Annotated in this window: 24 protein-coding genes; 9 read left to right on the forward strand and 15 right to left on the reverse strand. The window is 53.2% G+C overall.

Translation table 11 applies throughout. The annotated features are described in order from the left end of the window. Positions 1 to 23 precede the first annotated feature (23 nt). Both AC4IC4_RS05070 and AC4IC4_RS05075 read left to right on the forward strand, forming a co-directional pair. Positions 24 to 1169: a porin gene (locus AC4IC4_RS05070; protein ID WP_491472266.1), complete on the forward strand. Its 1146-nt coding sequence runs from the start codon at positions 24 to 26 to the stop codon at positions 1167 to 1169. Between the two features lie 404 nt (positions 1170 to 1573). Then, positions 1574 to 1846 (forward strand): hypothetical protein, encoded by a 273-nt coding sequence (locus AC4IC4_RS05075; RefSeq protein WP_491472267.1) that lies wholly within the window; start codon positions 1574 to 1576, stop codon positions 1844 to 1846. 220 nt (positions 1847 to 2066) lie between these two features. On the opposite strand, the gene AC4IC4_RS05080 is transcribed toward AC4IC4_RS05075, so the two are convergent. From AC4IC4_RS05080 to ppiB, 7 genes are all read right to left on the reverse strand, one after another. Further along, entirely contained in the window at positions 2067 to 2720 is a 654-nt protein-coding gene (locus tag AC4IC4_RS05080) for an HNH endonuclease (RefSeq protein ID WP_491472268.1), read from the reverse strand. A 9-nt stretch (positions 2721 to 2729) separates the two neighbouring features. Next, complete coding sequence (locus AC4IC4_RS05085) at positions 2730 to 3956, reverse strand: AAA family ATPase (protein ID WP_491472269.1); 1227 nt, start codon at positions 3954 to 3956, stop codon at positions 2730 to 2732. A gap of 42 nt (positions 3957 to 3998) precedes the next feature. After that, complete coding sequence (gene mnmH / locus AC4IC4_RS05090; protein ID WP_491472270.1) at positions 3999 to 5099, reverse strand: tRNA 2-selenouridine(34) synthase MnmH; 1101 nt, start codon at positions 5097 to 5099, stop codon at positions 3999 to 4001. Positions 5100 to 5183: 84 nt separating this feature from the next. Further along, positions 5184 to 6251 (reverse strand): 5-(carboxyamino)imidazole ribonucleotide synthase, encoded by a 1068-nt coding sequence (gene purK, locus AC4IC4_RS05095; RefSeq protein ID WP_024906874.1) that lies wholly within the window; start codon positions 6249 to 6251, stop codon positions 5184 to 5186. Continuing rightward, a complete protein-coding gene (gene purE, locus AC4IC4_RS05100) occupies positions 6248 to 6757 on the reverse strand; it encodes a 5-(carboxyamino)imidazole ribonucleotide mutase (protein WP_491472271.1) in 510 nt (169 codons plus the stop codon). The genes purK and purE overlap by 4 nt, the downstream gene beginning before the upstream one ends. 119 nt (positions 6758 to 6876) lie before the next feature. Beyond that, positions 6877 to 7599, reverse strand: a complete 723-nt coding sequence (lpxH, locus tag AC4IC4_RS05105) for a UDP-2,3-diacylglucosamine diphosphatase (protein ID WP_491472272.1) — start codon at positions 7597 to 7599, stop codon at positions 6877 to 6879. 3 nt (positions 7600 to 7602) lie between these two features. Then, entirely contained in the window at positions 7603 to 8097 is a 495-nt protein-coding gene (ppiB, locus tag AC4IC4_RS05110; RefSeq protein ID WP_008499327.1) for a peptidylprolyl isomerase B, read from the reverse strand. 174 nt (positions 8098 to 8271) lie between these two features. Between ppiB and cysS the strand changes: the two genes are divergently transcribed. Then, a complete protein-coding gene (gene cysS, locus AC4IC4_RS05115) occupies positions 8272 to 9657 on the forward strand; it encodes a cysteine--tRNA ligase (RefSeq protein ID WP_248272951.1) in 1386 nt (461 codons plus the stop codon). Between the two features lie 86 nt (positions 9658 to 9743). On the opposite strand, the gene AC4IC4_RS05120 is transcribed toward cysS, so the two are convergent. The 5 genes from AC4IC4_RS05120 to folD form a co-directional block, all read right to left on the reverse strand. Further along, a complete protein-coding gene (locus AC4IC4_RS05120; protein ID WP_491472273.1) occupies positions 9744 to 10265 on the reverse strand; it encodes a metal-dependent hydrolase in 522 nt (173 codons plus the stop codon). 73 nt (positions 10266 to 10338) lie between these two features. After that, positions 10339 to 11355, reverse strand: coding sequence for a Mal regulon transcriptional regulator MalI (gene malI / locus AC4IC4_RS05125; protein WP_248272950.1), 1017 nt, complete (start codon positions 11353 to 11355; stop codon positions 10339 to 10341). Between the two features lie 83 nt (positions 11356 to 11438). Further along, on the reverse strand, positions 11439 to 12938 hold the full coding sequence (locus AC4IC4_RS05130) for a PTS transporter subunit EIIC (RefSeq protein WP_491472274.1): 1500 nt from the start codon (positions 12936 to 12938) through the stop codon (positions 11439 to 11441). 283 nt (positions 12939 to 13221) lie between these two features. Continuing rightward, positions 13222 to 13434, reverse strand: a complete 213-nt coding sequence (ybcJ, locus tag AC4IC4_RS05135; RefSeq protein ID WP_023310640.1) for a ribosome-associated protein YbcJ — start codon at positions 13432 to 13434, stop codon at positions 13222 to 13224. A gap of 1 nt (position 13435) precedes the next feature. Beyond that, entirely contained in the window at positions 13436 to 14302 is an 867-nt protein-coding gene (gene folD, locus AC4IC4_RS05140) for a bifunctional methylenetetrahydrofolate dehydrogenase/methenyltetrahydrofolate cyclohydrolase FolD (RefSeq protein ID WP_008499332.1), read from the reverse strand. Between the two features lie 309 nt (positions 14303 to 14611). On the opposite strand from folD, the gene fimA reads away from it, so the two are divergent. The 6 genes from fimA (at position 14612) to sfmF (ending at position 20623) form a co-directional block, all read left to right on the forward strand. Continuing rightward, the gene (gene fimA / locus AC4IC4_RS05145) at positions 14612 to 15175 is read left to right on the forward strand and encodes a type 1 fimbrial major subunit FimA (RefSeq protein ID WP_023310641.1); all 564 of its coding nucleotides are present in this window, start codon (positions 14612 to 14614) and stop codon (positions 15173 to 15175) included. A 68-nt stretch (positions 15176 to 15243) separates the two neighbouring features. Continuing rightward, the gene (gene fimI / locus AC4IC4_RS05150; RefSeq protein WP_048991450.1) at positions 15244 to 15789 is read left to right on the forward strand and encodes a type 1 fimbrial protein subunit FimI; all 546 of its coding nucleotides are present in this window, start codon (positions 15244 to 15246) and stop codon (positions 15787 to 15789) included. A gap of 34 nt (positions 15790 to 15823) precedes the next feature. Further along, positions 15824 to 16516: a type 1 fimbria chaperone FimC gene (fimC, locus tag AC4IC4_RS05155; RefSeq protein ID WP_061715842.1), complete on the forward strand. Its 693-nt coding sequence runs from the start codon at positions 15824 to 15826 to the stop codon at positions 16514 to 16516. A 14-nt stretch (positions 16517 to 16530) separates the two neighbouring features. Then, positions 16531 to 19092 carry a fimbrial biogenesis usher protein gene (locus AC4IC4_RS05160; protein WP_032646210.1) on the forward strand — a complete coding sequence of 854 codons (2562 nt, stop codon included), beginning with the start codon at positions 16531 to 16533 and terminating at the stop codon, positions 19090 to 19092. Further along, positions 19085 to 20092 (forward strand): type 1 fimbria D-mannose specific adhesin FimH, encoded by a 1008-nt coding sequence (fimH, locus tag AC4IC4_RS05165; protein ID WP_024906884.1) that lies wholly within the window; start codon positions 19085 to 19087, stop codon positions 20090 to 20092. Before AC4IC4_RS05160 ends, fimH begins: the two co-directional genes overlap by 8 nt. 9 nt (positions 20093 to 20101) lie before the next feature. Next, on the forward strand, positions 20102 to 20623 hold the full coding sequence (gene sfmF, locus AC4IC4_RS05170) for a fimbria assembly protein (RefSeq protein ID WP_032646212.1): 522 nt from the start codon (positions 20102 to 20104) through the stop codon (positions 20621 to 20623). 51 nt (positions 20624 to 20674) lie between these two features. On the opposite strand, the gene fimZ is transcribed toward sfmF, so the two are convergent. The 3 genes from fimZ to AC4IC4_RS05185 all read right to left on the reverse strand — a co-directional run bounded on the left by fimZ (position 20675) and on the right by AC4IC4_RS05185 (position 23559). After that, a complete protein-coding gene (gene fimZ, locus AC4IC4_RS05175) occupies positions 20675 to 21307 on the reverse strand; it encodes a fimbria biosynthesis transcriptional regulator FimZ (protein WP_491472275.1) in 633 nt (210 codons plus the stop codon). A gap of 800 nt (positions 21308 to 22107) precedes the next feature. Then, on the reverse strand, positions 22108 to 22836 hold the full coding sequence (locus AC4IC4_RS05180; RefSeq protein WP_032646214.1) for a helix-turn-helix transcriptional regulator: 729 nt from the start codon (positions 22834 to 22836) through the stop codon (positions 22108 to 22110). Between the two features lie 24 nt (positions 22837 to 22860). After that, the gene (locus AC4IC4_RS05185; protein ID WP_032646215.1) at positions 22861 to 23559 is read right to left on the reverse strand and encodes an EAL domain-containing protein; all 699 of its coding nucleotides are present in this window, start codon (positions 23557 to 23559) and stop codon (positions 22861 to 22863) included. Between the last annotated feature and the right edge of the window lie 209 nt (positions 23560 to 23768).

Consider the following 23768-nt stretch of genomic DNA (forward strand, 5'->3'; position numbering starts at 1 on the left):
AGCGTGTCTATTAAGGAAAAATAATGACTATAAAAAAATCAGCGCTGGCGGCAACGATCGGCGCGGCAGTGGCATTAACGACCTTCGCTTCTCAGGCGGAAATCACCGTTCTTAAGCAGGATCCTCAGGCGGGTAACCCGCTGAGCCGCCTGAACTTCACCGTTGGCGGCAGTATTCGTCCTCAGTTCCAGAACATGACCGGCGACGACGGTAAAAACAGCTACAAGCGTAACGGCTTCGACGGCGGCACGCGTTTCCGTTTCGCGGCTGATTACTACCTGTTTGATGACATCAGCTGGATTAGCTACTACGAGCTGGGTGTCAATATTCCCGCGCAGTTTAACTGGGATCACCACTATGCCGACGGCGCACACGACACCACGCGTCGTATGCTCTACACCGGTCTGAAGAGCGACACCTGGGGTACGCTGACCTTCGGTCAACAGAACAGCGTTTACTATGATGTGGTGGGCGCGAAAACCGATATCTGGGACTACGACATGATCGCTCAGGCGCCAGGTAACGGGATCAACGGCGATTACGACGGTTCTTACCGTTCACGCCAGATGCTGAAATATAAGAAAACCGTGGGCGATGCTGATATTTATGCATCCTACCTGTTTGAAGACAGTGAATACCTGCCGGGCAACGGCCTGCGCTACAAGCGTAAAGGCGGCGGTTCACTGGGTCTGGATTACCACCTGACCACCGATCTGACCTGGGGCGCCGCGTGGAACTACACCCGCGCCGACATGCGTAACCCGGACAACGGCGACAGCAAAACCTACGACCAGAACATCCTCGGTACCGCGCTGAGCTGGACCCCGGACAACTGGACCTTCTCCGCAGGCGGCGGCTGGTATCAGAACTTCCTGACCACCAAAAAAGTGTCTGTTAACGACTACTTCGCCGGTGATGCATGGGGTATTGAATACTTTGCAGGGTACAAATTCCCAGTCGGTCAGTACGCGGTTAAATCCATCCAGCCTTACTTCATGGGTGACCGCATTGAGTACGTGAACGGCCGTAACTACCAGCGCATCGACAACGGCGTGGGTATCAGCTTCCAGCTGGATTACGGTTTCCGCGTGGACTACGAACACGTGTTCACCTCCAGCACCGACAACCTGGGCGACATGAACCTGGTGCGTCTGCGTTACGACTTCTAAGTCGTCTGTTCCCCGGTGGCGCTGCGCTTACCGGGGCTACAAATGCACGAGTAGGCCGGGTAAGGCGTAGCCGCCACCCGGCTTTTTTATTTGCGAGGCGCTTTCCAGTTTGTTTCTGAAGTTGTAGCTGTACAAAAATACAGATCTATAATGTCTCCGCATCTGCAAAATCAGATGCCAGGATTGGCGTCCTGTAAACATAACGTAGGCATGAGCGCTTGTGCATGCCGCCTCGATTTCGTTCACCTTATTTTTGGCATTATGGATATAATGCTTACTTAAGATATGGTGGACTGAACGAGGGCTTCATTAGAAGCGCCGGTTTCCGTTATGACCCGGTACTCTGCCTCCAAAATGTGGCGTTTACGGTGGCATCGCAAGGTAAACATAACGGATGCTAAGAAATGGAAACTTATACTTCAGTACAGCAAGCTACAATTCATTTTTATTCTGAATTATCTAGCGATATTTCAATAGTAGATCTTATAGAACGTTGTGAATTGTTAACTCAAATTCTCATGGATGATGAAAAAACTCAGAGTTCAAAAGCAATCTATAGATGCTTAGGTGCTTATCTAGATGTTTTGAGTAAGGAATTGAAATTATCAATGGCTGATTTCATCATTATTAATGATGAGTCAAGCAATTGTAACTTTGGTTCTGGGGGGGGTATTTGATAGTTCAGGTTTACAATGTGAATATTGCCAAGCAATAAACCATGTACTAGCCTCATTTGACTGTAGCGATACACTGCAAAAATCTCTTAATGGATTATTACACGATCTAATGTTGGATATGTCCCTTGATATAACATCTTCATATGTAACTTTAGGGAAACAATACCATACGCATATGATAAAGCCGGAACAAGTCCGGCTTTTAGATATACAACTGAAATTAGTCCATAAATGGAGATAGCAATTCATCCAGTTCAGCATCATCTTTTATGATCCAGCGATTAAATGCTGAGTATGGATAAGAACGTCTGATCATGACTTTAATATCCTCGATGGAATCTTCTCTTTGAGAATCGGTGGAGTTCTCATCGTAATATATTGTCATTAATTTTGTTAGTCTGTGTGTTATCTTAACAACATCTGAACGTAACGAACGCGCCGTGAAACGTTTGTTTATTGTTTTATCATTATTATATACATCATTAAGTAAAGCCGCAGTTTCAATTGTAGCGGCATCATGTGTCATAGCTTCAATAAAAAAATTTTTTGCTCCAGGAGAAAAACCTGGAAGTAATTTTATTTTCTCCCAAACACTATCATTACAACAATCAAGTAGATTTTTATATTTTGCAAGCTTGATGTTATTGCACCTTGAACAGACCAAATAAAGATTACGCCAGTCAAATTTCTTATTGATATCGCCCATGTGTGGGATGAAATGTTCAACATTAATATCTAATGGTGATTTTGTTTCACAAATATAGCACTTTTTATAGAATGATTGTTCAAGCGCTATATAAACATCTTCGCCATCATAACGTCGTTGCGATGCTAGAGATGCAGGGGCAGGTAATATTCTATTTACATTAAACATGGCTACACCTTACCCTTGTATTCTTTTTTTGCTTTTCAATAATTGTAATTTTGCTCGATCAAGGAAAGCTTGGGCATCTTCACTCATATTGCTTTGATCTACAGCTAGCGAGCTAATTTCTTTATCTATTTCTTGAATGTTATCGTTATTTATATCATTTATAAGTTTTTCTATGTTTAGAAGCTTATCAGTTAATGCGTGAGATTCTGTTGCAACTCCAAATAATTCCTCCATAACTATGCCATATGAGTAGGAAGATACATCTGTAATTTGTTCGTTTGAACTGAGGTCGTATATAACAGCCTCTGTTACTGAGGTTACTACAAATGGTGAGTGGGTAGTTACAATAAATTGTACTTTAGGAAAGGCTTTCATAAAGAAACGAAGGATTTGCTTTTGTAATGATACATGTAGATGGGCATCTATCTCATCAATGAAAATTATTCCTTGAATATTATCTGGCGTAACCCCCCACATCTCTACACGCATAACGAGATCTGTATAAATGCTCAGTATGGAAGAGTAACCTGAAGAAAGAGTTTGAAAAGTATATTTTTCCTTACCTTTTTGAATAAGATAAAATTTCTCATCGCTAGTGTCAAAATCTAAAATTAAATCATGGTCCTCAAATAATGAACGTAAATCGCTTTGGATTTTTTCAAACCACAACGCAATATTTGCAGCTTTTTCTTTATCCTCATCGAATGAAATCGCGTAACTTTGGTTTTTTTTCAAACTCAATAAATAACTTTCGAAAATATTACTTCCATCAACATTGTTACCAAAATGCTGATGGTTCTGCATAAGGGTTGAGTACTTTGGAGCATCGACAGGTGATTGAATATTCGACTGCCTTGTTGCATTGTGAAATCGTAGTAGTGAACGGATTTCTGTTATTTCGTTGGAAGTTGTTTCAATGTTGAAATTTAATAGGTCGTTTAATCTTTTTTCATATTTTATTTTTTGAGAGGTGTAGTGGGAATAAGAACCATCATCCCTTCCAATTCTATTTAAATTGTCTGTTGCGGATTTTAATTGTCTTTTGACATAATCAATGTCATTTTCGTTTATATTGTTAATACTTTGAAGTAGATGATTATACACTTGATTTATAAAACTAGTTTTACCACTACCATTATTCCCTGTGATAATTAAGCTTTTTCCGTCAAGTTCTATGCAGGCTCTTTTGAAAGAATATTGAATTGGAATATCTATTCTAGTAATGCTACATAACATACATTTATCCTTCAAGCAGTAGGTGAACGATTTTTTAATTAATCACATTTTATGGTGTGGCGATATAGTATGGTTGTATTCTAGCCACTCAGCAATTTCTTCGTACGTCCCGCGATACACAATTTTCTCCGCTTTCTTCTCCAGCTGATAGCCGTACATCGGGTCGTAATAGTCGTTCAGGAGCGGCACAAGCCAGCTGAAGTGCGCGTCCGTGCAGCCAGAGCGTTGTTGTTCCAGCAGCGCGGAATCTAACAGCGCGGTGAATTCTGCGTACCGCTGCAACCCCAGGCGGCGGCGAATGGCGAACAGGCCGTGATGCAGGTACTCGCTGTACTCCTTCCAGCCCGCTTCTTCACCGTAGGCAGCAGAAAAATCTGCCCACATATGGTCGAAATACTCTTCGCGCAGGCGCTCAAGGCGGACGTCAAACGGGTCTTCGACGACAACGATAGGGGCTTCAACCATGCGGTCGCGCAGGCACTCCGGCAGGTGGTTGGAGCCAATCATCCGGCCTTCATCTTCCAGCACCCAGCGCGCGGCGTCTTTTTTCAATAGCTCAACCGCAAGGTGGTTTTCAAAGCTCGCCTGGGAAAGCTGCGGCGTGAGCGTGCGGCCAAACGACGAGCCGCGATGGTGCGCCAGCCCTTCCAGATCGATGCCCTGTGCGTGCTGCTTCACCAGCAGGGTTTTACCGTTTCCGGTACAGCCGCCAATAAGCACCATCGGCTTTTGCGACTGCTCAATGGTCACCTGAATCGCCGTCTGGCGCAGGGCCTTATAGCCGCCGCGGATCAGCGGGTAGCCGATGCCAGCCTCTTTAAGCCAGGCCTGCGAGATATGCGAGCGCTGACCGCCGCGCGCGCAGCAGAGAAAGCCCTCAGGATGGGCAAGGCTGGCTTCCCGCCAGGCGTTGATGCGTGTCTCACGCGTCTCGCCGTTCACCAGGCTATGGCCAAGCGCCAGCGCGGCCTCGGGGCCCTGGCGTTTATAGCAGGTGCCGACGGCGGCGCGTTCGTCGTCATTCATCAACGGCAGGTTAATGGCGGCGGGCATCGCACCCTGGGCAAATTCGATCGGCGCGCGAACGTCGATTAAAGGGGTATCAGACGCGAGGATCGCGCGATAGTCCGTTCCATCGTTCATGGTTATTCCAGAAGAAAACTCAGCAGCAATGGGCGGGGATTGTACGCCGGGGAAGGGGAAGGTCAACTCCCCGGCGCAGATGTCTTACTTGAGCTTTGACTGTGCCCAGACGATACCGCTCGCATATTCCGGCGGCAGGAGAGGGATCATGGCTTCCAGGGTGGCGCTCAGGCGGCCCGTGTCGCTGTCGTTCAGGTTCAGGTGACCGACCTTACGACCCGCGCGAACCTCTTTGTCATACCAGTGCAGATGCACCAGCGGCAGCTTCAGCCAGTCGTAGTTCAGATCGGTGCCGATCAGGTTGATCATCACCGACGGGCTGTCCACCACCGGCTGCGGCAGCGGCAGGTCGGTGATCGCGCGCAGGTGCAGTTCGAACTGGCTGATGGACGCGCCGTTTTGCGTCCAGTGGCCGCTGTTGTGTACGCGCGGCGCAAGTTCGTTGATCAGCAGACCGGACGGGGTGATAAAGCACTCCATCGCCATGACGCCCACATATCCGAGTTCGTGCATGATGGCAGAAAGCATCTCTTCTGCCTGCGCCTGCTGCTCAGCATTGGCGTGCGGGAAGGCGACGCTGGTGCGCAGAATACCGTCCTGATGCAGGTTATGCGTCAGCGGATAAAAGACGGTATGTCCGTCGTGCCCGCGTGCGCCAACCAGCGACACTTCACCGCTAAAGTTGATGCCCTGCTCAACGATGCATTCGCCGTAGCAGTCGTCCGGCAGCTCGGCAGTGTCGTCTGCGCGCAGACGCCACTGGCCACGGCCGTCGTAGCCGCCCACGCGGCGCTTCACGATGGCCAGCTCGCCCAGCATCGCGAAAACATCATTCCACTCGCTTTTATCGGACAGGAGCTGCCACGGCGCGGTCGGCAGGCCGAGTTTGTCGAACAGCTGCTTTTGCGTCAGACGGTCGGCAATGATCGGGAACACGTCGCGGTTCACGAAAGCGTTATGACGCGCCAGCTCGCGGGTCAGTGCGGTTTCCGGCCAGCGTTCGATCTCGGCGGTGATCACGCTCTGGTGGAACGGTACGGCTTCAGGTTCAGCGTCCAGCCCGACGGGCCAGACGGCAATACCCAGCGGCTCACCGGCCTGACGCAGCATGCGGCCTAACTGGCCGTTACCGAGGACGCAAACCTGCTTCATGCCGCACCCCGCGGGTCCGGATTATCCAGCACTTCGTCGGTCTGGGTTTTACGCCACTCCGCCAGACGCTGATGTAACGCTTTATCGTGCGTCGCCAGGATCTGCGCGGCCAACAGGGCAGCGTTCGCCGCGCCCGCTTTGCCAATCGCCAGCGTCCCGACAGGAATACCGCGCGGCATCTGGACGATGGAGTAGAGGCTATCCACACCGCTTAACGCGGCGCTTTGTACCGGGACGCCCAGAACCGGCACCAGGGTTTTGGCGGCAATCATGCCCGGCAGGTGTGCTGCGCCGCCCGCACCGGCAATGATCACCTCATAACCGTTCTCTTCGGCGCTTTCGGCGAAGCTGAACAGTTTGTCCGGTGTACGGTGCGCGGAGACCACTTCGACGTGGTGCGGAACATTCAGGATTTCAAAGATTTCGGCGGCGAACTGCATGGTAGCCCAGTCGCTTTTGGACCCCATCACGATGGCGACACGCGCCGGATTATTGCGGGAAGACATGCGTCTTAAAACTCCTGTGGTGCGAAACACACTGCTTTCGAGGGCACAGAGAATAGCATGTTATACGGGCAAGGAAAACGGTTGCGTGGCTGAGAAATAAGCGAAACGACGAGAAAACGTTAAAACGGAAAAGCGATCAGTTCGACGCCTTCCGGGGTGACTTTGACCATCGACCCCTCGGCGTGCCAGGCACCCAACACCACGCGATGGGCCGGTTCGCCGTTGGCGATAAGGGAATGCACGTCAGGACGATGAGTATGCCCGTGGATCAACCACTGCACGCCATGTTTTTCCATCACGTTGACCACCGCTTGAGGATTAACGTCCATGATGGTCATGGATTTGCTGCTGTTGGCGGCTTTACTGCCCGCGCGCATTCTGGCGGCGATACGGTTGCGGATAAACAGCGGCAGGGCGAGGAACAGCGTTTGGATCCACGGGGTGTGGACTTTGGCGCGAAACGCCAGGTAGCCGGTATCGTCAGTGCAGAGCGTGTCGCCGTGCATGATCAGCACCTTGCGGCCATAAAGGTTAAGTACCTGCTCTTCTGGCAGCAGCGTCATGCCGCTTTCGCGGGCGTAGCGCTTGCCGATCAGAAAATCACGGTTGCCGTGAATGAAGTAGCAGGGGACGCCGGAATCCACCAGCGCTTTAATGGCCGAAGCCATTTCACGGTGCAGCGGGTTAGGGTCGTCGTCGCCAATCCAGGCTTCAAAGAGGTCGCCCAGGATGTACAGCGCATCGGCGCTTTTCGCTTCACCGCGTAAAAAACGCAGAAAACCGGCGGTTATCGCCGGTTCTTCTGTTTGCAGATGCAGATCCGCAATAAAGAGTGTCGCCACGAATTACTCGCTGACGGTCACGCTTGTAATCACAACGTCTTCTTTAGGAACGTCCTGGTGCATACCGCTGCGGCCAGTAGAGACGGCTTTGATCTTGTCAACCACGTCCATACCTTCAACCACTTCTGCGAATACGCAGTAGCCCCAACCCTGCAGGCTTTCGCCGGAGAAGTTCAGGAAGTCGTTGTCAGCCACGTTAATGAAGAACTGTGCAGTAGCAGAGTGAGGCGCCTGAGTACGCGCCATCGCCAGCGTGCCGCGGGTGTTTTTCAGGCCGTTGTTCGCTTCGTTCTTGATCGGCTCTTTAGTGGCTTTCTGGTTCATGCCAGGTTCGAAACCGCCGCCCTGGATCATAAAACCGTTGATCACGCGGTGGAAAATGGTGTTGTTGTAGAAACCTTCGCGGCAGTAGTCCAGGAAGTTTTTAACTGTTTCAGGCGCTTTGTCATCAAAGGTTTTGATTACGATATCGCCATGATTAGTGTGGAAAGTAACCATTTTTGCATCCTGTTCCGTTATTGTGGTACGTCGACCCGCGTTCGGGTCATCTATAGGGGCTTGTTATAGCATAACCACAGGATGCGATCACCTTGCATTGTGTGCTGCTTCGGGTTTGAATTACGGGTAGAATAGCCGGTTTTCAACCACACACGTGTTTATATGGAATCTTCGATGTTAAAAATCTTTAATACAATGACGCGCCAAAAAGAGGAATTTAAACCTATCCATGCCGGGGAAGTCGGCATGTACGTGTGTGGTATTACGGTTTACGATCTCTGTCACATTGGCCATGGCCGTACCTTTGTCGCTTTTGACGTGGTGTCACGCTACCTGCGTTTTCTGGGCTATACCCTGAAATACGTGCGTAATATCACCGACATCGACGATAAAATCATCAAGCGCGCTAATGAGAACGGCGAAAGCTTTGTTGCGCTGGTCGATCGCATGATCGTCGAGATGCACAAAGATTTCGACGCCCTGAATATTCAGCGTCCGGACAGCGAGCCGCGCGCGACCCACCATATTCACGAAATCATCGAGATCACCGAAAAGCTGATCGCACGCGGTCATGCCTACGTGGCCGACAACGGTGACGTGATGTTCTCCGTGCCGACGGACCCAACCTACGGTTCGCTTTCCCGTCAGGATCTGGAGCAGCTCCAGGCCGGCGCGCGCGTTGACGTGGTTGACGTGAAGCGTAACCCGATGGACTTCGTGCTGTGGAAAATGTCCAAAGAGGGCGAACCAAGCTGGCCATCCCCGTGGGGCGAAGGCCGTCCGGGCTGGCACATTGAGTGTTCCGCGATGAACTGCAAACAGCTGGGCAAGCACTTCGACATTCACGGCGGCGGTTCAGACCTGATGTTCCCGCACCACGAAAACGAAATTGCGCAGTCCACCTGCGCCCACGGCGGCGAGTACGTGAACTACTGGATGCACTCCGGGATGGTAATGGTTGACCGCGAGAAGATGTCGAAATCGCTGGGTAACTTCTTTACCGTGCGCGACGTGCTGAAGTATTACGACGCGGAAACCGTGCGCTACTTCCTGATGTCCGGCCACTATCGCAGCCAGCTGAACTACAGCGAAGAGAACCTGAAGCAGGCGCGCTCGGCGCTGGAGCGTCTGTACACCGCGCTGCGCGGGACCGACAGGTCTGTTCCGGCGGCAGGCGGCGAAGCGTTCGAAGCACGCTTTGTTGAGGTGATGAACGACGACTTCAACACCCCGGAAGCCTACTCCGTGCTGTTCGACATGGCGCGCGAAGTGAACCGCCTGAAGTCAGAAGATATGGCGGCGGCGAATGCGCTGGCGTCTCATCTGCGTAAGATCTCTTCCGTGCTCGGCCTGCTGGAGCAGGATCCGGACGTGTTCCTGCAGAGCGGTGCGCAGGCGGACGACGGCGAAGTGGCGGAAATTGAAGCGTTGATCAAAGCGCGTCTGGAAGCGCGTCAGGCGAAAGACTGGGCGGCGGCCGATGCGGCGCGTAACCGTCTGACCGAGATGGGCATCATTCTGGAAGACGGCCCGCAGGGCACCACCTGGCGCCGTAAGTAAGTCTGTAACGCCCGGTGGCGCTTACGCTTACCGGGCCTACGGGTAAAAGTAGGCCGGGTAAGGCGCAGCCGCCACCCGGCTTTTTTTTACCTTCTTTTCCACCACAACATTCCCATCAGCACAACCCCCGGCAGCCACACCCACAGCAGTTCTGAAATAATCACCTGATGCCCGTACGGCGTGGTATAGCGTGAGAGCGCAAACGGCGCGACCTTAATCACCTGCCACGGCGCAAAAAAACGTTCATCTGACCACGGCCACAGCCAGCCGACGCCTTTCCCGCCTGTAGTAATCGAATCCAGCAGGCTGTGCGACAGCAATGACACCGTTAAAAACAGCCAGCACCGCGTCAGGCTGGCCCTGAACCATCGTCGTCCAGTCAGCACGCAAAGTATCGGCACCGCAAAGGCAAACAGCAGGGAGTGGGTAAAGCCGCGATGGCCGAAAATATTGCCGTACGCGACGCCGAACTTAAACGCCAGCACGTCGGCGTCCGGCAGCATGGCGAGAACAATCCCGGCAAACAGCAGGCGGGGAGGAATCACTTTGGTTCCCAGGCCCAGGCCCAGGCAAAGCGGAACAGCAGCGTGTGTAATGACGGTAGGCATTGTGATTATCCATGGCAAATCATGGAAATATAGCAGTCATCTCGCGCTAAAAAACCTGTGCGAAATTCTGATTTTACGCCGACTCGCGCGCGATAAGCTGTCCGGAAAGCGTAATGCGCTGGGTTTGCAGCGTCGGCTCCTTTAGCGTGCGAATAATCAGCCCGGCAGCCTGACGCCCCGTCTCTTCGCTTGCGGACGAGACGTAGGTAAACGAGGGCGAGGTGAGGTTAACATGGAGCATATCTTCGAAACCGACCAGCGCGACCTGCTGTGTTAAAAACACATCTTTACCCACCGTACGCCCGACCTGATGAATACCGGAGATTGAACCGATCATGGCATCCGGCGAGTGGCAGAGCAGGGCGGTGATAGTATTGTTTTTTTCCAGCAGCTGGCGGGTGGCGAAACCCGCGGCCAGAGTGTCATCGCTGCAGGCCGGAGAGTATTCATCGCGCCAGACCAGCCCGTTTTGCGTCATCGCGCTGCGAAAACCGAGCAGGCGCTGCTCGCGGATAAGGCAGCCTTCACGTCCACCAATGTAGGCGATATTGCGATGGCCGCGCTCGATAAGATAACGCACCGCCAGGTTTGCCGCCTGACGGTTGTCGCGCATCACCAGATTGCATTTTTCATCCAGCAGCGACTGAGAGACCACCACCAGCGGTAGCGGGCAGCGGCGAATCTGTTCCGGTAGGGTAGAGGTGCGGGTATCCGAGGCCAGATAGATCACCCCGGCGACGCCCTGCTGCTTAAACGACAGCAGGCAGCGCTCAAGTTGGTCATGGTCGTTCTGGGGCTGTCCGAGAAAAACCATATACCCCTGTTTTTCAAGATCCTGAACGATGCTCGCCATCACCTTGATGGAGAAACTGTCGCTAAAGTCACGGAGGATCAGGCCAATCAGATTGGACGTATTGGCGCGGAGGTTGGCAGCGGCAACGTTATGAACATAGCCCAGCGTATTGATGGCAGCGTTGACCTTCTCGATCGTTGCCTCTGAGATTTTCCCTTTCTGGCGCAGCACCAGCGAGACGGTTGAAACTGACACACCCGCGTGCTTTGCGACATCAATAATGCTGACTTTCTTCAAAACCGCTCCCTGAAATTTGCCGATTATCAGCCAGATAAAACACGTCTCCCAGCGTACAGGAGACGTGTCGCTCAGGCATCTTATTATTTGCCGATCATGGTGGACATGGTCTGGGCGATAAACTGTGCTCTGGCACCGAAAATCACCTGAATACCGTTATCGCCGACGAAGACCACGCCGCGCGCGCCGAGTCCGTTCAGGCCGTCTTTATCCACCACCTCGCTTTTTGTCACTTCCAGGCGAAGACGGGTGATACAGGCGCCGACGGAGTCGATGTTATGCGCCCCGCCCAGCAGGGTGATAATCTCGGTCGCGAGTTCGGAATCCGATTTCTCATCCGCGTTGGCGGTCACTTCAGTGCGGCCCGGCGTTTTCACGTCGAAACGACGGATCACAAAGCGGAACGTGAAGTAATAAATCAGGCCCATTGGAATGCCGATGATAATGGCATTCAGGAAGTGGGTCTGGTAGCCGTTAAACGACGGCAGGATCCCGAATGACAGATAGTCGATAAAGCCCGCAGAGAACGACTTGGCGATATGCGCATGCAGCAGGTACATGGTCATGTAGGCCAGACCCGCCATGATGGCGTTAAAGACGTACAGAATCGGTGCCACGAAGATAAAGGTAAACTCAACCGGTTCGGTGATCCCGGTCAGGAAGCAGGTGAGCGCCGCGGAGAAGAGAATACCGGCCGCGATTTTTTTATTCTTCGTATGGGCTTCGTGATACATCGCCAGGCACGCCGCAGGCAGCGCGAACAGCATCAGCGGGAATTCACCCTGCATGAACTTGCCGGCGTTCTGGTAGGTGTCGCTGCTGAAGGATTTCACCCCTTCTTCCAGCATCTTGAACCAGATGGTCTGGTCGCCATGGATCACCTGGCCTGCCTGGGTGGTGTAATCGCCAAACGAATACCAGAACGACGGATACCAGATATGGTGCAGACCGAGCGGGATCAGCGCACGTTCCACCAGACCGAAGATAAAGGTCGATGCCGCCTGATTATCGCCGTTCACCACCACGGAGAGCGCGTCGATACCGGCCTGGATATGCTGCCAGACGTACGGCAGCAGCAGCCCCATCAGGAAAGAGAGGAACGCCGTTGCAATCGCTACGAAGCGCTTGCCGGAAAAGAAGCCCAGGAACTCCGGCAGCTGCATGGTGTGGAAGCGGTTATAGCACCAGGCCGCGAGAATACCGCAGATCAGGCCGCCAAAGACGCCCATCTGCAGCGTCGGAATGCCCACCACCATGGCGTATTTCCCGCCCTGGGAGGCCATTTCCGGCGTGATGCTCAGCACGGTGCTGATGGTGATATTGGTGACAAACACCGAAACGGCCGCAGACAGCGCCGCGATGCCGGATTCTGACGCCAGACCCACGGCGGAGCCAATGGCAAACAGCATTGGCAGGTTATCAAAAATAACCCCGCCTGCGTTCATCATCAGCGGCAGGTGAAACTTATCGCCGAAGGCCAGCAGCAGGCCCGCAGCGGGAAGCAGTGAAATTGGCAGCATTAAGGCGCGACCAATCATCGATAACTTAGACAGCGATTTAACAAACCCTGATATCAGACTCATGCTGATTTCCCCCGAATAGCGCTTTTTTTGGCGCTGTTATTGTAAGTAGAACGTTTTAGTAGAACGTTCTACTTATCGTGGGCAAAGAGTGAAAAACGCGCAACTGAATTTTCACGTTTCAACAGATGAAATAGCGATTATTTGAAGTGGATCGATAAATAACCGTGATGGGTGTGAGGGAATAGTGAGAGAAATTGCCGGGTGGCGGCTTCGCCTTACCCGGCCTACAAACGGAGACCGTACGTAGGCCCGGTAAGCGCAGCACCACCGGGCATCAAAGGGCTCAGGCCGTAACGGTTACGCTCTGTCCTTCAAAGCTCACGGTCTGGCCCGCGACAATCTTGCAGCGCTTGCGCGTTTCTACCACGCCGTCGACTTTCACCCGCCCGTCGGCGATAACGATTTTCGCCTGCGCGCCGCTTTCGCTCCAGCCTTCCAGCTTGAGCAGATCGCACAGCTCAACGTGCGGATGTTTACCTAATGAAAAAGTCGCCATCTTACGCGTCCTCTACGTCGTGATATTCTTCGCATGCCTGCAAAGTATTCTGAATCAGCGTTGCGACGGTCATTGGACCTACGCCGCCCGGTACGGGGGTAATGTAAGAGGCGCGCGCGGCGGCATCTTCATACACCACGTCGCCAACCACTTTGCCGTTTTCCAGACGGTTAATCCCGACGTCCACGACGATCGCACCCTCTTTAATCCACTCGCCCGGAATAAAGCCCGGCTTACCGACCGCGACGATCAGCAGATCGGCATTTTCGACGTGATGACGCAGGTTCTTGGTGAAGCGGTGGGTCACGGTGGTGGTGCAGCCGGCCAGCAGCAGCTCCATGCTCATCGGACGGCCCACGATGTTAGAGGCACCAATTACCACGGCGTTCAGGCCGTAGGTGTCGATGTTATAACGCTCCAGCAGCGTCACGATGCCGCGCGGGGTGCACGGGCGCAGACGCGGCGCACGCTGGCACAGGCGGCCAACGTTGTACGGATGGAAACCGTCCACGTCTTTATCCGGTGCGATACGCTCCAGCACCTTAACGTTGTCGATACCTGCTGGCAGCGGCAACTGAACCAGAATGCCGTCGATCTCTTTATCGGCATTCAGAGTGTCAATAAGTTCCAGCAGTTCTGCTTCGCTGGTGGTTTCCGGCAAATCGTAAGAGCGGGAGACGAAGCCGACCTCTTCACACGCTTTGCGCTTGCTGCCGACATAAATCTGCGATGCCGGGTTGCTGCCAACCAGCACAACGGCCAGCCCGGGGGCGCGTTTTCCGGCGGCTTTACGCGCCTTCACTTTTTCCGCGACCTCAGAGCGCACCTGCTGCGCAATCGTTTTACCGTCAATAATCTTTGCTGCCATCAGAGAGAAGATTCCGTCTGTAACGTTTGAAGGGGGGGATGCGTGTATTTTGTCAGAAGCGAGCCTCGCTGTCAGTCACCCTTTACGCGTTTTTATCAGCAAGACGCAAAAACCCTTCTTAAGGGATGGTCAATTTCTTAGGCGGGATTAGGATGTGACCTGGCGAAATGGCAGCGTTTTGACATATTTAAAAATCGCCTCCTGAGCTACTTTGTCTCCTCCGAAATAAGCTTTCAATTACTCAATTGAACGTATTTCTTATTCCCGATTATTCGCGGGAAGGGTTATTTACATTTTAAAGGAATAGACATGAAACTCAGCAACATTGCTTCTACTGTTATTGCAACTTTGGCCCTGGTTGCGGGTGCCGCAAATGCAGCAGATCCTGCTGCGCCGGTTTCCGTAAATGGCGGTACCGTACATTTTAAAGGTGAGCTGGTTAATGCCGCTTGTTCAGTAAATACGGATTCTTCCGAGCAGACCGTTAATCTGGGTCAGTATCGCACCGCGAAATTTACTAAAGTGGGCGACACCACCTCTAATATTCCATTCAACATTGAACTGAATGATTGCGATCCGCTGGTTGCCAAAACTGCAGCTGTTGCGTTCACCGGTCAGATCGACCCAACCGACAAAACCCTGCTGGCCGTGACCTCCGGTAACAACGACAACACCGCGAAAGGTGTGGGTATCGAAATCCTCGACAGCAAATCCAGCGTTCTGACCCCAGACGGTGCGACCTTCTCTGCTGCGCAGACGCTGATCGAAGGGACCAACACCCTGAAGTTCACCGCGCGTTATAAATCAACGGCTGCCACCACCGAGCCGGGCCAGGCGAATGCTGACGCCACCTTCGTAATGAAATACGAGTAATTCCTCCGCACAGGGATGTTCAGGCCTCAGGGACGAGGCCCGTCATACGCTATTGCCAGGAACGAAGGATGACAAGGACTGGAACACTACTGCTGTTAACCCTTGCGATGGCTTGCCCGGCATCGGCGCATACCGTGGTGATCGAAGGTGGCAAGGTTCATCTTCGGGGTGAACTGGTGAACGGCGGCTGCGCCGTGGCGCCCGATAGCCAGAATATGCGCATCGACATGGGGCAGTACCGAACCAATTCATTTTCCGGCGTGGGCAGTTTTTCCACGGTGAATGTGCCTTTCACCGTGCGGCTGCTGGACTGCAGCGTGGATGTTTCGCGCACCGTGGGGATCCAGTTTCAGGGCGTCACACCCGCAGAGGATCCGCAGGTCTTTCTGGCGACATCGCGGCCGGGTGAAACACCTGTCAGCAGCGGCGTCGGGCTGGCGCTCTTTGACGAACAGCAGCGTCAGATTATCCCAAACGCCACGGCCATCAGTTGGCTGCCGATCGAAACCCGCGAGCTCGCGTTCCATTTTAGCGCTCGCTATCGGGCTATTTCCGAACATCTCGAGCCAGGCAAAATTCAGTCGGATGTCTGGTTTACGTTGATTTATCCATAACACCTGCGAACACATTATTAAAGGTACGGTTGTGATGAATACCCTAATTAAACCAGGACTTTTTTTATCGTTTATTTTGATGATGGTTTCTGCCTGCGCAAATGCATCCGGCGGTATTGCGCTGGGGGCCACGCGTGTTATTTATCCCGCAGAGGCGAAGCAAACGTCGCTGGCGATCACCAACAGCAACAAACAGGAACGCTATTTAATTAACGCGTGGATCGAAAATGCGAACGGGCAAAAAGAAAAAACCTTTGCCGTCACGCCGCCCCTGTTTGTTAGCGAGCCGAACAGTGAAAACACGCTGCGTATTATTTACGCCGGGCCGGCGCTGCCTGCCGACCGCGAATCGCTGTTTTACATGAACGTGAAAGCGATCCCGTCAGTGAACAAAGCGAAAACGGAAAACAATAACGTGCTGCAGCTGGCGATCCTCTCACGCATCAAGCTGTTTGTACGCCCTAACAACCTGGCGATGCAGCCGGAAGAGGCGCTTTCCCAGCTGCGGTTCGAACGCGCGGGTAACCACCTCAAAGTCAGCAACGCGTCCCCGTATTACATCACCCTCGTCAATCTGAAGCTGGGCGGGCAGCAGCTGGATAACCTGATGGTTGCGCCGAAAAGCTCGGCTCAGCAGGTGCTGCCAGCCGGTGCTAGCGGTACGCTTTCCTGGCAGAGCGTGAATGACTACGGTGCCATCACCCCGGCGCGTAGCGTCAACCTGTGAGCAGAGTCAGGGCGATGAAAAACCACCAGAGACGTTACTGCCCGGTTGCGCTGGCGCTGATGGCTGCGCTCTGGCCGCAGGCTGGCTGGAGCGAAAGCTATTTCAACCCGGCCTTTTTGTCCGACGACACCGCCAGCGTGGCGGATTTGTCGCGTTTTGAACAAGGACATCAGCAGGCACCCGGCGTTTATCGCGTGGATATCTGGCGCAACGATGAGTTTATCGGTACCCAGGACGTGCGTTTTGAGCAGGCCGAGAACACGCCGCCGGTGGCGGGCGGTTTATCGGCCTGCATTACGCGCGCGATGCTTGACCGCTTTGGCGTCAACGTTGCGGCGTTTCCCGAGCTGGCTAAGGTGCAGGGCGAGACCTGCGTTCCGCTGGCTACGGCCATACCCGGCAGCGAAACGGTATTCAACTTTGCCTCACAGCGTCTGGACGTCAGCCTGCCGCAGGTGGCGTTGCAGAACAGCGCCCGGGGGTATATTCCGCCCGAACAGTGGGATGAAGGCATTCCCGCCGCGCTGGTGAACTACAGCTTCACCGGTAACCGGGGAAGCGAAGACGACAGCTATTATCTGAACCTGCAAAGCGGGTTGAACTATGGCGCCTGGCGTTTACGTAACAACGGTGCATGGCGGTACACGCAGAATAACGGGCAGCGGCACAGCGAGTGGCAGAATATTGGCACCTGGGCGCAGCGCACCGTTATCCCGCTGAAAAGTGAACTGGTACTGGGCGACAGCAATACCGGCAATGACGTTTTCGACAGCATGGGGTTCCGCGGCGGGCGGCTCTTCTCGTCTGACAGCATGTACCCGGACAGCATGCAGGGCTACGCGCCGACCGTGCGCGGGATCGCCCGTACGCCCGCCAAAGTGGTGGTTCGCCAGAATGGCTACGTTATCTATCAAAGCTATGTCCAGCCGGGCGCATTTGCCATTACCGATCTTAACCCGACCTCCTCAAGCGGTGACCTGGAGGTCACGGTCGAAGAGAAAGACGGCACCCAGCAGCGCTATACCGTGCCGTACTCCACCGTGCCGCTTCTACAACGTGAAGGGCGCTGGAAGTACGACCTCGTCGCGGGGGATTACCGCAGCGGTAACAGCGATCAGGATACGCCGTTCTTCACCCAGGGAACCCTGATTACCGGTCTTGCCAACGGTTACACGCTCTACGGCGGGACACAGCTGGCGTCACGCTATACCGCGGTGGCCGTCGGGGCCGGAAAAAACCTGGGTGACTGGGGGGCGGTCTCGCTCGATATCACCCACGCCCGCAGCCAGCTCGCGGACGACAGCAAGCATGAAGGGCAGTCTCTGCGCTTCCTCTATGCGAAATCCCTTAACGGCTTCGGCACCAACTTCCAGCTGCTGGGCTACCGCTACTCCACAAAAGGCTTTTACACCCTCGACGATGTCGCCTGGCGCTCAATGGAAGGCTATCAGTATGCCGATAGCCAGAACGATAACGATGTGCCAGATGTGCAGAGTTATCACAACCTGACGTGGAATAAAAAAGGCCGCTTCCAGCTCAACGTATCTCAGTCGCTGGGGGACTACGGCTCGGTCTATATCTCCGGTAGCGAGCAGACCTACTGGGGAACCGATGAGACGAACCTCTGGTACCAGTTGGGCTATGCGGGCGGCGTGAAGGGGATCAACTACTCCGTTTCGTGGTCGTGGAACAAATCTGTTGGGATAGACGGCACCGATCGGATCGCGTCATTTAACGTCTCCGTGCCGTTCAGCCTCTTTACCCGTCAGGGCTATCGCCGGGACAGCGCGATTGACCGCGCCTACGCTACGGCATCCGCCAGTCGAAACAGCGATGGCGACACAAGCTGGCAAACCGGCGTCAGCGGAACGCTGCTGGAGGACCGCAACCTGAACTACAGCGTGACCCAGGGACACACCAGCACCAACGGCGCAAGCGGAAGCGCCAGCGCCAACTGGCAGGCGACCTACGGCACATTGGGCGTGGGCTACAACTACAGCGACGATCAGCACGATCTCAACTGGCAGCTCTCCGGCGGGGTGGTCGGACACGCCGACGGCGTGACCTTCAGCCAGCCGCTGGGCGACACCAACGTGCTGATCAAAGCGCCGGGAGCATCAGGCGTCAGCATTGAAAACCAGACCGGGGTGAAAACCGACTGGCGAGGCTACGCGGTGATGCCGTATGCCACCGTCTATCGCTACAACCGCGTGGCGCTGGATACCAACACCATGAGCAACAACACCGATATCGAAAACAACGTGAGCAGCGTGGTGCCGACGAAAGGCGCGCTGGTGCGCGCCAGCTTTGATACCCGCATTGGCGTACGCGCTCTGCTGACGGTGATGCGCGGTAACCAGCCCGTGCCGTTCGGCGCGGTGGTCCGTGAAACCCGAAGCGGTGTCACCAGCATGGTGGGGGATGACGGGCAAATTTACCTGAGTGGGCTGCCGCTGGAAGGCGAACTGCTGATCCAGTGGGGCGACGGGGCGCAGTCCCAGTGTCGCGCACCTTACAGCTTGTCTGAACAGAGCCTGCAACAGGCAATCACACTTAAGGGGATCAGCTGTGATTAAAACCCAAATCTTTGCCTTGTCGCTGCTGGCGTTACTGCCCGCGACAAACGCATTCGCTACCGTGTGCGTCAATGAGAAAGGCGTGCCGACGGAGGTGCATTACGACCTGACGGATAAATTTAATAGCTCGAATAACCAGATTGGACAGGTCGTAACGCTCAGCGAAAAATCGCAGTGGGTAGGGGTGAATGCCGTCTGCCCGAAGGGCACGACCGGGAACACCACCAAGCGCAGCTATGTGACGGATTATCCAATCACCGGGACCAGCGATGGCTACCAGTATCTGAAGCTGAACGACTATCTGGACGGGGCCATGAAAATCACGGACAGCTACGCTGGCGTGTTTTACCCGCCAAAAAGCTATATCCAGATGGGGAGTCATCCTAACGTCTCCAAAAACAAACCGTTTGGCGTTCAGGACTCCAGCCTTGTCTTCCGCCTTAAGGTGACCCGGCGTTTTATCAACATGGTGGTTATCCCGCGTGCCACCATGTTCCGGGTCTACGTCACCACTACCTCCTCCGATCCGCTAACCACGCCGGTCTATACCATTAGCTACAGCGGAACCATTCAGGTGCCGCAAAGCTGTGCCATTAATGCCGGTAACGTGGTGGAGTTTGATTTCGGTGACATTGGCGCCTCTTTGTTCAGCAAGGCGGGCGTGGGTAACAAGCCGGAGGGCGTCTCATCGCAAAGCAAAACCATTGCGATCAAATGCACCAACGTGGAGGCGAACGCCATGCTGACGATGCGCGTCGAGGCGGAAAAAGTCTCTGATAATGTGCTGGTGTCGGATAACCCGGATGTGGGGTTCATCATTGCCAACGAGAGCGGAGCGCCGCTCACGCCTAACAATCTGACAAGCAAAATTCCGTTCCGCCTTGACGACAGCGCGCAGGCGCAGGTGGGGATCCGGGTATGGCCGGTGAGCGTGACGGGCAATAAGCCAGCGGAAGGGCGTTTCACCTCGCGCGGGTACTTGCGCGTGGATTACGACTAAGGAGCCAATATGCGAAACGGGATCCGTTTTATCACCGTGGCGCTTTTTGCGCTTTGCACACAGGCTCAGGCGGACACCGCGTTGGGCGAGATTAACATTCGGCTCTACGGCAATATCGTCGATTTTACCTGCGTTGCCGAGGGCAGCGACAGCGACAAGACCGTCACGCTGGGCACCTGGCCCACGAAACAGCTCAGCACCACCGGAAGCCGCACGCAGCCCATGCCATTTACGCTGAAGCTGACCGGCTGCCCGCCGGGCGCGGCGTCCATTACGTTTTCGGGTAAAGCTGACGGGAGCAATAACGGTTTGCTGGCGCTCAATGACGCCAGTACAGCAAGTCATGTCGCGGTAGAGATCAGGGATGCAGATAAAACGCGTCTGGCTCTCCAGCAGGCCAGCCAGCCGGTGTCGGTTGATGCGCAGGGGAATGCGACATTGTCGTTTTATGCCAATTATATTGCCACCGCAGATAATCCTCAGCCCGGACGAGCCGATGCGGATGCCACCTTTATGATTAACTATAATTAGCACTGACCGCACTCCCTGCAGCTCAGATAAGCTGCAGGGAGTGAATTCAGGTTAAAGCAGTTCGTGCGCTTTGGCGTAATCAATTAATTCCACGATGCTTTGCACACCCAGCTTGGAATAAATATTGGATTTATGCGCGCTAATAGTTTTGTTGCTTAATAGTAGCTGTTCAGCAATTTCCTTATTGGATAATCCATTCGCCAGATACCGTAATACCGTGACCTCACGATTCGATAATGGCATATCTACTGCCATCCCTTTCCCTGACCCCAGGTGGTTTATAAAGTTCAGCGTTTCCGACGGGAAAAAGGAATAGCCCATCAGGATCATTTCTACGGCGTTGTAGATCTCACCCAAATCTTTCCGTTTGCTGACGAAGCCATTTGCCCCGGCGCGAATGGCGCGACCCGCGTAAAATAGCTCTGATTTAGACGAGAGGAACAGAACCTTAATCTCTTTGTTTAAGTTTCTGATTCTCTTAAGTAAAGAGAAAGCATCCGTGCCCGTGAGTTCAATGTCAAGGATCACCAGATCGATAGGGTGATTGCGGATACAGTCAAGGACTTCATGGCTATCGCCAGACTTGAGCTTGACTGCGATATTCTTATTTTTCTGTAGCAGGACTTCTATCGACATTCTGACGATAGGATGTTCGTCCATAATGATAACGGATGCCGGTTTCATTTTTAATGCCTCAGATTGTTAAAAGCGTTATGCAGAGTTTGGTAAAACTCTCGAAATGCCGGAAGGATATAATGTGCAGATCCCTATACCGTAGTATTTCCCTGGAAAGAGCGAAAGCATCCTTGTTTACGTAATGAAAAGAACTATGCCTCAGCGCGGTCATCTCATTAGGCTGGTGTTGGCAAAAAGGTTTTTCTTATTCAAATTTGGTACGCATCTTATTATACAGGGTAAGTTTTTTCCGAAAACCCTGTAAATTAATATCCGCGTATGGGTTTGTATTATCTTCTGGATCTGAATCACTATTTTTTTAAAATTAGCGGAAATATCCTATTATCTCATTTACCGCATATTTTCATCTTTATGTAATAACAAAAAATAACAGATATCTCTGTATGTTGATCAATTGTTAACAAAAATAGACATCATTTCTGCGGGTGAACCCACGACGCTGAGGTTAAAAATTGCCCTCGCAGGCCGGTAGACCTTCATCCGAAAGTGCTTGCGTTGACCACGATAACGGCGCCAGCTCCGCAGGAGAACATGCTACCCGCTTCGCTTTTTACTCCTGGACGTTGTCGCTAAGCTGCTTGTTTTTACATCATTATCATCTTGTTAACGCTATCTGCATTCACTTAACGGATGGAGGAAAGTGCTGCCGTTCATTCAATTTATGGCATTTCACAAGGTTTACGCCCATAAATTAGGAATAGTTATAATTTCGATTTTATTGTTAAAAATTAACATTTATGTAACGCATTTGGTAAGTAAATTCCTAAACCGCTTTAGGAAATAAGGGGTTAGGACGTGAGTGTAAATGTGCAGTCTGAGAGGTTATTAAGAAGGTGAAGTAATTCCTGCCGATGACTCAGCCCCAGTTTCACCAGGATGCAGCTGAGACGATAGATAATGCGGCTATAGGGGCGATTCTGCATCAGGGCAATCTGACGCAGCGTCTTGCCCCGTGAGAGTTCCTGCAGGATGGGCCATTCATTGCGTGAGAACCAGTCTTTGTCGGAACCCTGCGGGGGGCGGGTATCCAGCAGGCTGTGCTGGAGCGCGGCGGCGTTCAGTTGACGTTCGAGCACATGAAAGGGACCTGCCGCTTTGCAGAAGAGGCGGGTGTCGTAATTATCGGCCCGGACTAACAGCCAGGGCGTCAGGAACGGAGGAAACAGGCTATGCCTTCTCAACTGATCCAGTTTCTCCAGCAGCCCCGTGGACCGGCTTTCTATATCCACGACCAGACGGGCGGAGGGCCACTGTGTCTGCGCGATAAGGGCGTCGTCCAGCGTGGCGTAGTCGCAGCAGCTGCTCAGAGGAAACTGCCCGTTGAGAAAGCCGGTGCGCAGATAGTGATCCTCCGTCACCAGAAGGATAAAAGGGGCGTCTGTTTTGCGGGGCTGGCTGATGGACTGGCTCAAAAATTCGAGTCGGTCGAAAAAGGGGGGAGCAAAAGGTGAGCGCGTAAATCCCAGTGCATCACTTCCTGTACGCCGCCGCCGGTAACGGCGCACTGTCATTCGCATGGTCTCCCTCCTGGAAATGGCGTTTTAATCCTCCGGCCATGTCCAGGACGGCCAGTAATATCCCTGGCCGAGGTCTGCGCCTGCCTGCAGTGCCCAGGTACGATCGCGTTCAGTCTCAATACCTTCAATAAGCACTTTCCCGGCCAGCTGAAAGCAAAGGGAAACCAGTTGCCTCAGCGCTGGGGTGTCGCGTAAACGCCAGAATGCTTCCTTATCTATTTTGACGCCGCTTAACGGGAGTCGACAGGATAAAAACGACTGCACTAAGACGTCATCTACGTCATCCAGCCAGATAGCGTGTCCCTGTCTGCTAAGTTGCTGCAGATTCTGAACCACATGCTGCTTCTGTGCGACAGATAGCGCCAAAAAGGACGCGAGGTCGACAATCTCAATATTGAGCGGCACGCCAGGTAACTTGATAAGTCGCTGAAAAGACGCAGGCTCCGTCAGGACGGTTATCGGCAGATTAATAAAAAGGTTATGTCCGTGCGGCGTATTTTTTAGCGTGGCAAGCTGCGCTTCAAGCAGGGTTATCGACCACTCAGCGGACCGATCGCAAAAAAAGTCCTCGCTGTGACGCGTGTCGGACAGAACGCTAAGTACCTCCACGCCAACCTGGCGCAAGGAGGTGAGGGCGACGATAGGCTCAAGCTTAATGCCGACGATGTCCTGAGAAAGGTACTGTAACCGGGGGGGCGTATCGATCAGGTTTTGCGCTGTCACTCCATTGTCCTGTTGTCTGTCAGCCTCCAGGCGGCCGGGATACCTGACTCTAGTGTGACGAGCTGACGTTCAGGAAAACAGCAGGCGTTACTTAAATGCAACTAGGCCTTTTCGCAGCGCTAAATTTTACGGTGAAACAGGGAGAAATGTTGAGAAAATAGCCGTATTTACAATCGGCTAGCGGTAATTGCCCAGGAAAGCGGAAAAGG

The organism is Enterobacter sp. Taxon_2 (assembly GCF_058355295.1).

What these genes read in the sequence shown, in the direction of transcription:
- AC4IC4_RS05130 (WP_491472274.1), bottom strand. Translation starts at nt 12,938, where the DNA reads ATGAGTCTGATATCAGGGTTTGTTAAATCGCTGTCTAAGTTATCGATG.
- AC4IC4_RS05070 (WP_491472266.1), top strand. Translation starts at nt 24, where the DNA reads ATGACTATAAAAAAATCAGCGCTGGCGGCAACGATCGGCGCGGCAGTG.
- mnmH (WP_491472270.1), bottom strand. Translation starts at nt 5,099, where the DNA reads ATGAACGATGGAACGGACTATCGCGCGATCCTCGCGTCTGATACCCCT.
- fimC (WP_061715842.1), top strand. Translation starts at nt 15,824, where the DNA reads ATGAATACCCTAATTAAACCAGGACTTTTTTTATCGTTTATTTTGATG.
- AC4IC4_RS05160 (WP_032646210.1), top strand. Translation starts at nt 16,531, where the DNA reads ATGAAAAACCACCAGAGACGTTACTGCCCGGTTGCGCTGGCGCTGATG.
- AC4IC4_RS05180 (WP_032646214.1), bottom strand. Translation starts at nt 22,836, where the DNA reads ATGCGAATGACAGTGCGCCGTTACCGGCGGCGGCGTACAGGAAGTGAT.
- purE (WP_491472271.1), bottom strand. Translation starts at nt 6,757, where the DNA reads ATGTCTTCCCGCAATAATCCGGCGCGTGTCGCCATCGTGATGGGGTCC.
- cysS (WP_248272951.1), top strand. Translation starts at nt 8,272, where the DNA reads ATGTTAAAAATCTTTAATACAATGACGCGCCAAAAAGAGGAATTTAAA.
- AC4IC4_RS05120 (WP_491472273.1), bottom strand. Translation starts at nt 10,265, where the DNA reads ATGCCTACCGTCATTACACACGCTGCTGTTCCGCTTTGCCTGGGCCTG.
- fimZ (WP_491472275.1), bottom strand. Translation starts at nt 21,307, where the DNA reads ATGAAACCGGCATCCGTTATCATTATGGACGAACATCCTATCGTCAGA.
- AC4IC4_RS05080 (WP_491472268.1), bottom strand. Translation starts at nt 2,720, where the DNA reads ATGTTTAATGTAAATAGAATATTACCTGCCCCTGCATCTCTAGCATCG.
- ybcJ (WP_023310640.1), bottom strand. Translation starts at nt 13,434, where the DNA reads ATGGCGACTTTTTCATTAGGTAAACATCCGCACGTTGAGCTGTGCGAT.
- AC4IC4_RS05075 (WP_491472267.1), top strand. Translation starts at nt 1,574, where the DNA reads ATGGAAACTTATACTTCAGTACAGCAAGCTACAATTCATTTTTATTCT.
- purK (WP_024906874.1), bottom strand. Translation starts at nt 6,251, where the DNA reads ATGAAGCAGGTTTGCGTCCTCGGTAACGGCCAGTTAGGCCGCATGCTG.
- AC4IC4_RS05085 (WP_491472269.1), bottom strand. Translation starts at nt 3,956, where the DNA reads ATGTTATGTAGCATTACTAGAATAGATATTCCAATTCAATATTCTTTC.
- fimI (WP_048991450.1), top strand. Translation starts at nt 15,244, where the DNA reads ATGACAAGGACTGGAACACTACTGCTGTTAACCCTTGCGATGGCTTGC.
- folD (WP_008499332.1), bottom strand. Translation starts at nt 14,302, where the DNA reads ATGGCAGCAAAGATTATTGACGGTAAAACGATTGCGCAGCAGGTGCGC.
- sfmF (WP_032646212.1), top strand. Translation starts at nt 20,102, where the DNA reads ATGCGAAACGGGATCCGTTTTATCACCGTGGCGCTTTTTGCGCTTTGC.
- fimA (WP_023310641.1), top strand. Translation starts at nt 14,612, where the DNA reads ATGAAACTCAGCAACATTGCTTCTACTGTTATTGCAACTTTGGCCCTG.
- ppiB (WP_008499327.1), bottom strand. Translation starts at nt 8,097, where the DNA reads ATGGTTACTTTCCACACTAATCATGGCGATATCGTAATCAAAACCTTT.